Raw genomic sequence first — 5,938 nt, forward strand, 5'->3', positions numbered from 1 at the left:
CAGGGTGGAGCGCGTCGGCGACTGTTCGGTGCGGCTGGCGCTCTACACCGTACCCGGACAGGTCTTCTACAACGCGACCCGCAAGCTCGTGCTGCAGGGCGCGGACGGCGTGGTGTTCGTGGCCGATTCGCAGCGCCAGCAGCGCGACGAGAACGTGGAGAGCTTCCGCAACCTGCAGGTGAACCTGCTGGAGCAGGGGGTGGACCCGCGGACCATCCCCATCGTGCTGCAGTACAACAAGCGCGACCTGCCGGACGTGCTGAGCGTGGAGGAGATGGACGACCTGCTGAACTACCGCGACCTGCCGCGCTTCGAGGCGCAGGCGCTGGGGGGCATCGGCGTCTTCGACACGCTCAAGGGCATCAGCGAGCTGGTGCTGCGGCGGCTTTCGCAGCGCTTTGGGCGCGGGGTGGAGGCGACGGCGGGCTGAACGCGGATCGTGGTCGGCGGAGGGGCGGATCGGATGCGATGCGTCTGATCTCTCGCGCCGGCCGCGTGGGGCCCTCACCCGCTCGCTGTCGCTCGCACCCTCTCCCGCAAACTGCGCGGGAGAGGGTGTAGACTTCACACGGGGCGTGGAGCGGGGGCAACACGGTCTTCGATGAGGCGGAGCGCCCGTCGCCGCGCGACGGGGGGGGGCCTCTCCCCCGACCGCCTTTTCGCTCGTTCCTCGCGACGGCGGTCGACCCCTTCCCCAACTTCGGGGGAGGGGTTGGCGCTGGGGCGGGCTCATCGCGCGGAATTCGGCTCGTGCAGGGGCTGGGTTCTCCTCTCTCCGCGAGAACGAGCGGGGAGAGGCCGGGAGAGGGGCGGGCTGCTGCCGGCGCGAATCGTCCGGATGCCCACGCGTAGTTCTCCCCCTCCCTCCGCGAAGCGGGGGGAGGGGGCGGGGGGAGGGGGGCCCTCGGCGGGCCGGCAGACCGCTTGCCTGCGTGCTGGGATCGTGATCCCCCTTCCCCCACGCCGTTTGTGGGGGAAGGGCAGGGGATGGGGGGCGGCCCGCTGGCGGCGCGATCCATCCTCCCGGCACCCGTTCCGCTCCCGCACCGCTGTTGCCGCACGGGCCGGACGATTAGTTTATCGGGCCCAACAACCACTGCCAGGATGATCTTTTCGCAGGACTCGCGCTTTACCTTCGACACGTTCGTCGTCGGCCCCGGCAACCGGATGGCCGCGGCCGCCGCGCGCCGTGCGGCCGAGTCGCCGCGCACCGCGTACAACCCGCTCCTCATCTACGGCGCCGCCGGCACCGGCAAGACGCACCTGCTGCAGGCGGTAGGTGCCCTGGCCCTGGCCGTGCGCCCCGACCTGCGCGTGGTCTACCTCACGGCAGACGGGCTCGTGGACCGGGTGAGCGCGGCCGTGGGCAGCGGCAGCATGCACGCCCTGCGCGACGAGCTGCTCGAGGCCGAGCTGGTGCTGCTGGACGAGCTGCACGCCCTGGCCGGCAAGAGCCGCACGCAGGAAGAGCTGCTGGCCCTGTGGGACGAGCTGGAGTGGACGGCGCAGATCGTCCTGGCCGCCGAGTCGCCCTCCGCCGAGCTGCCGGGGATCGAGCCGGAGCTGCGCGCGCGGTTCACCCGTGGCCTGGCCGTCGATCTTCCGCCCGTCTCGGACGACGGGGCGGATTCGCGCGAGGAGATCGCCCGCAAGGCCGCCGAGCAGCGCGGCATCGCCCTCGTGGACGGCGCGGCGGCCGAGATCGCCCGGCTGCCCCTGGGCAACGCGGCCGGCGTCGTGGCGGCCGTGGAGCGCGTAGGCGCGGCGCAGGCGGAGCGCGGGGGCACCCTGGACCGCGGCGAGGTCGCCGGCATCGCCCGGCCGGAGCCCGCGGGGCACACGCCGGACGAGTTCAGCGCCTTTTTGAGCGACATCGCCGCCACGGTCGAGGAGATCGTGGAGACGGCGCCGTGGCGCAAGCGCCTGGCCGAGGCCATCCTGCGCTGGGAAGGCGAGGGGATCCGCACCCGCCGCCTGGAAGCGGCCCTGGACGCCGACACGGCGCCGGACGTGGACGCCGTCCTCGATTCCTTCGCGGCGGACGTGGAGACGCTGCGGGGCATTCGCCGGGCGCTGGAGGAGATGCGCTCCGACTCCGCCCGCTCGCCCGTGCTGGCCGACCCCGACCGCGTGGGCGAGGCCGAGGCCCTGCTCGTGGGCGCCCGGGCCGCGGCGGAGCGCAAGGCGGAGGAAGCGGCCAAGGCGCAGCCCCAGGTGGACCGCTGGTTCTTCAACGCCGAAAAGACGGCCCTGACCTGGCTGGCCCTGGACGACCGCCTGGTGGAGGAGCTGGCCTGACATGGCGATCAAGGGAAACCTCAAGGAGGCCAGCCTTCCCGACGTGCTCCAGCTCCTGGCCATGGGGCAGAAGACCGGGTGCCTGAGCCTGAGCGACCGCAGCAACTTCGGCTACATCTTCTTTGACCGCGGGCGCATCACCTACGCGTCCATCGTCAACCGGCGCGACCGGCTGGGCGACCTGCTGGTCAAGAACGGCCTCGTCCAACCCAAGGAGCTGTCCGCCGCCATCGACGAGCAGGGGCGCGACCCCAGCAGCCGCCTGGGCGAGATCCTCATCCGCCGCGGGGCCATCACCCGCGAGCAGCTGGAGCAGTACATCCGCATCCAGATCGAGGAGGCCGTCTACTACCTCTTTACCTGGGCGCAGGGCTCCTTCTACTTCGAGGCCGAGCAGCGCCCCGACGAGGGGGCCATGCTCGTGTCCATCAACCCCGAGAACCTGCTGCTCGAAGGCGCCCGCCGCATCGACGAGTGGAGCCTGATCGAGAAGAAGATCCCCTCGCTGGACCTGGTCTTCGAGATCGACCGCACGCGCGAGCCCGACGCGGCGGACCTCTCCGACGAGCAGCGCAAGATCATCCCCCTCACCGACGGCAAGCGCACGGTGCAGGAGCTGATCGACGAGAGCGGGATGGTGGAGTTCGACGTGGGCAAGGCGCTCTTCGGCCTCATCCAGGCCGGGTTCGCGCACCCCGTGGGCCGGCGGCAGGCGCAGGTCAAGGAGGTGCCCCAGGCGCGCATCGACGAGCACCGCAACCTGGGCATCGCCTTTTACAAGACGGGGATGTACGACGAGGCGACGCGCGAGTTCCGGCGGGTGGCCGAGCTGCAGCCCCGCAACCTGGACGCCCGCTTTCACCTCGCGCTCATCGGCCTGCGCAAGGGCGACGACCGCTTCGCCCTCCGGTACCTGAAGGAAGTCGTGGAGCTGGGCGGCACGCGCGCCTCCGTCTTCCATGCCATGGCGCTCTCGCTGGAGCGGCTGGGGCGGATGGCCGACGCGCGGTTCGCGGCCGAAGAGGCGGCCCGGCTGGCCCCGCGCCGGCCGGCCATCATCCTCTCCCGCGCCATCCTGCTGCTCAAGGCGGGCGAGGTGCCGGCGGCGTTGCAGGGGTTTGCCGGGTACCGCGAGCTGCTGGGCGACGGGCGCCCGTCCGCGGCGTACTACACCTTCGCCCTGCTGGCCGAGGCGGCCGCGGGACGGGCCGACACGGCCCTGCGCCTGGGCGACGAGGGGGTCATCCGGCACCCCCACGCGGCGCCCATCTACCTGCACATGGGCGCCGTGCTGGAGCGCAAGGGCGACTGGGAGCAGGCCGAGGCCATGTACCGCCGCGCCTCGGAGGAAGACCGCGAGCTGCCCCAGGCCCACAAGGCCCTGGGCGACTCGCTGTACCGCCGCGGCGCCTACGACGACGCGGCCGAGAGCTACGGCCAGGCCGTGCGGCTGAACCCGCGGCTGGGCGACGACGTGTACTTTCGCATGGGCAACATCCACTACAAGCGGATGGAGCGGCAGCAGGCCGTGGAGCTGTGGCGCCGGGCGCTGGAGATCAATCCGCAGAACTCCGTCGTGCGCACCAACCTGGAGCTGGTGGAGAGCGTGCTGCGATGAGCCCCCTCACCCCGCCGCCGCCGTTCCCCTCGTTCTCGTTTCCCCTGGAGGGGGACGACGAGGAGCTGGAGAAGCTCAAGCGCAAGATCGAGGCGGACCGCGGCTTCAACTGCCAGTTCTACAAGGAAAAGTGCCTGCGCCGCCGCATCGCCGTGCGCATGCGCGCGCGGGGGCAGCGCACCTTTGCCGAGTACGGGCAGCTGCTGGACCGCGACCCGGCCGAGTACGACCACCTGCTGGACACGCTCACCATCAACGTCACCAAGTTCTTTCGCAACCTGGAGACGTGGAACGCCCTGGAGCAGCAGGTGCTGCCCACCCTGTTCGAGGGCAAGGGGCCGGTCAAGGTGTGGAGCGCCGGCAGCGCCAGCGGCGAGGAGGCGTACACGGCCTCCATCCTCATGCGCGAGTGGCTGGAAAAGGAGCGGCGCCTGCACGACGCGGGGCGCATCCAGATCACGGGCACGGACATCGACCGGCGCAGCCTGGAGGCCGCCCGCAAGGCCGAGTACCCCGAGCTGTCCATGGCCGAGACCCCCGGTCCCGTGCTGCAGCGCTGGTTCAGCCCCGGCCCGCCGTTCACCCTGCGCCCCGAGGCGCGGCAGGGCGTGAGCTTCGAGCGGCGCGACCTGATCTCGGGCGAGCCGCTGCAGGGGCAGAACCTGATCTTTTGCCGCAACGTGGTGATCTACTTTGACCGCGACATCCAGGAGCGGCTCTTCAAGCGGTTCTACGATGCGCTGGCCCCGGGCGGGTTCCTGGTGATGGGCAAGGTGGAGACGCTGATCGGCGAGGCGAGGCTGCTGTTCCGCCCCGTGAACAACCGCGAGCGGATCTTTCGCAGGCCGTTATGAAGCCACTGTCGACGACGATGAACGGCGCCACGTACGTGCGCGTGGCCCAGGCGGCCGTGGGCGGCGCGGACGACACCCTGGTGACCCTGGGGCTGGGCAGCTGCGTGGCCATCGTGCTGCACGACGCGGGCGCGCGCGTGGGCGGGCTGGCGCACGTGCTGCTGCCGGAGCCCGCGCTGAGCCGCGACCAGGGCAACGCCAACAAGTTCGCCAGCACGGCCGTCCCCGCGCTCATCCAGGAGATGGCCCGCCTGGGGGCCCGCCCTGGCCGGCTGACGGCGCGGCTGGTGGGCGGGGCGGCCATGTTCCAGGGCCTGATGGTGCCCGGCTCGCTCAACATGGGCGCGCGCAACGTCATCGCGGCCCGCGAGGCCCTGGAGCGCGCGGGCATCCCCGTGCTGGGCGAGGACGTGGGCAGGGACTACGGCCGGTCCGTGCGCTTTCACGTGGGCGCGGGCAGGACGACCGTGAGCTCCGTGGGAAAGACGGATGTCGTCCTCTAGGCGGACGGGCCGCGCCCCGCGGACGGTGCTGGTGGTGGACGACAGCGCCTTCATGCGCCGCGTCATCAGCGACATCCTGGGAAAGACCGACGAGTTCCGCGTGGTCGGGACGGCGCGGGACGGGAACGACGCGCTTCGGAAGGTCCACCAGCTGGACCCCGACCTGGTGACGATGGACGTGGAGATGCCCCTGCTGGACGGCCTCTCCGCGCTGGGCTACATCATGAGCGAGACGCCGCGCCCCGTCGTCATGCTCTCCGCGTACACCACGGAGGGCGGCGAGGCCACCATGCGGGCGCTGGACTACGGCGCGGTGGACTTCGTGGCCAAGCCGTCCGGCACCATCTCGCTCAACCTGGACTCCGTGGCCGACCGGCTGCTGGAGGCGCTGCGGGCGGCGTCCACGGCCAACCTGTCCGTCATCCCCGTCCGCGTCCCGCGCCGGCCGCTGGCGCCCGTCCCCCCGCCGCTGGACGCGCCCTCCGCCGCCGCCGAGACGCCCGCCGCCGCGCCGGAACCGCCGCGGCGCAGGACGGCGGACTTCGGCCGATCCGCGGACGTGGCCGTGGCCATCGCGGCGTCGACGGGCGGGCCTCGCGCCCTGACGGAGCTCGTGCCGCGGCTGCGGACGCAGCTGGGGGCGGCCGTGCTGATCGTGCAGCACA

6 protein-coding genes are annotated in these 5,938 nt (G+C 72.0%); all 6 read left to right on the plus strand.

The features are described 5' to 3' along the window. The coding region (locus tag VFZ20_RS23885) for a GTP-binding protein (RefSeq protein WP_329686466.1) at positions 1-430 on the plus strand (430 nt) is incomplete at its 5' end. A gap of 674 nt (positions 431-1,104) precedes the next feature. After that, positions 1,105-2,298 carry a DnaA ATPase domain-containing protein gene (locus tag VFZ20_RS23890; protein WP_329686467.1) on the plus strand — a complete coding sequence of 398 codons (1,194 nt, stop codon included), beginning with the start codon at positions 1,105-1,107 and terminating at the stop codon, positions 2,296-2,298. Position 2,299: 1 nt separating this feature from the next. Beyond that, complete coding sequence (locus VFZ20_RS23895) at positions 2,300-3,916, plus strand: DUF4388 domain-containing protein (protein WP_329686468.1); 1,617 nt, start codon at positions 2,300-2,302, stop codon at positions 3,914-3,916. Next, positions 3,913-4,770: a protein-glutamate O-methyltransferase CheR gene (locus tag VFZ20_RS23900; protein WP_329686469.1), complete on the plus strand. Its 858-nt coding sequence runs from the start codon at positions 3,913-3,915 to the stop codon at positions 4,768-4,770. Before VFZ20_RS23895 ends, VFZ20_RS23900 begins: the two co-directional genes overlap by 4 nt. Then, the gene (locus tag VFZ20_RS23905) at positions 4,767-5,273 is read left to right on the plus strand and encodes a chemotaxis protein CheD (RefSeq protein WP_329686470.1); all 507 of its coding nucleotides are present in this window, start codon (positions 4,767-4,769) and stop codon (positions 5,271-5,273) included. The genes VFZ20_RS23900 and VFZ20_RS23905 overlap by 4 nt, the downstream gene beginning before the upstream one ends. Continuing rightward, positions 5,260-5,938 (plus strand): response regulator (locus VFZ20_RS23910; protein ID WP_329686471.1); only part of this gene is annotated, 679 nt, incomplete at its 3' end. The genes VFZ20_RS23905 and VFZ20_RS23910, both read left to right, overlap by 14 nt.

Source organism: Longimicrobium sp., assembly GCF_036280135.1.
Classification (GTDB): Bacteria; Gemmatimonadota; Gemmatimonadetes; order Longimicrobiales; family Longimicrobiaceae; genus Longimicrobium.

Excerpts from the sequence above, each read along its gene's own strand:
- VFZ20_RS23905 (WP_329686470.1), top strand. The coding sequence starts at position 4,767 with ATGAAGCCACTGTCGACGACGATGAACGGCGCCACGTACGTGCGCGTG.
- VFZ20_RS23895 (WP_329686468.1), top strand. The coding sequence starts at position 2,300 with ATGGCGATCAAGGGAAACCTCAAGGAGGCCAGCCTTCCCGACGTGCTC.
- VFZ20_RS23890 (WP_329686467.1), top strand. The coding sequence starts at position 1,105 with ATGATCTTTTCGCAGGACTCGCGCTTTACCTTCGACACGTTCGTCGTC.
- VFZ20_RS23900 (WP_329686469.1), top strand. The coding sequence starts at position 3,913 with ATGAGCCCCCTCACCCCGCCGCCGCCGTTCCCCTCGTTCTCGTTTCCC.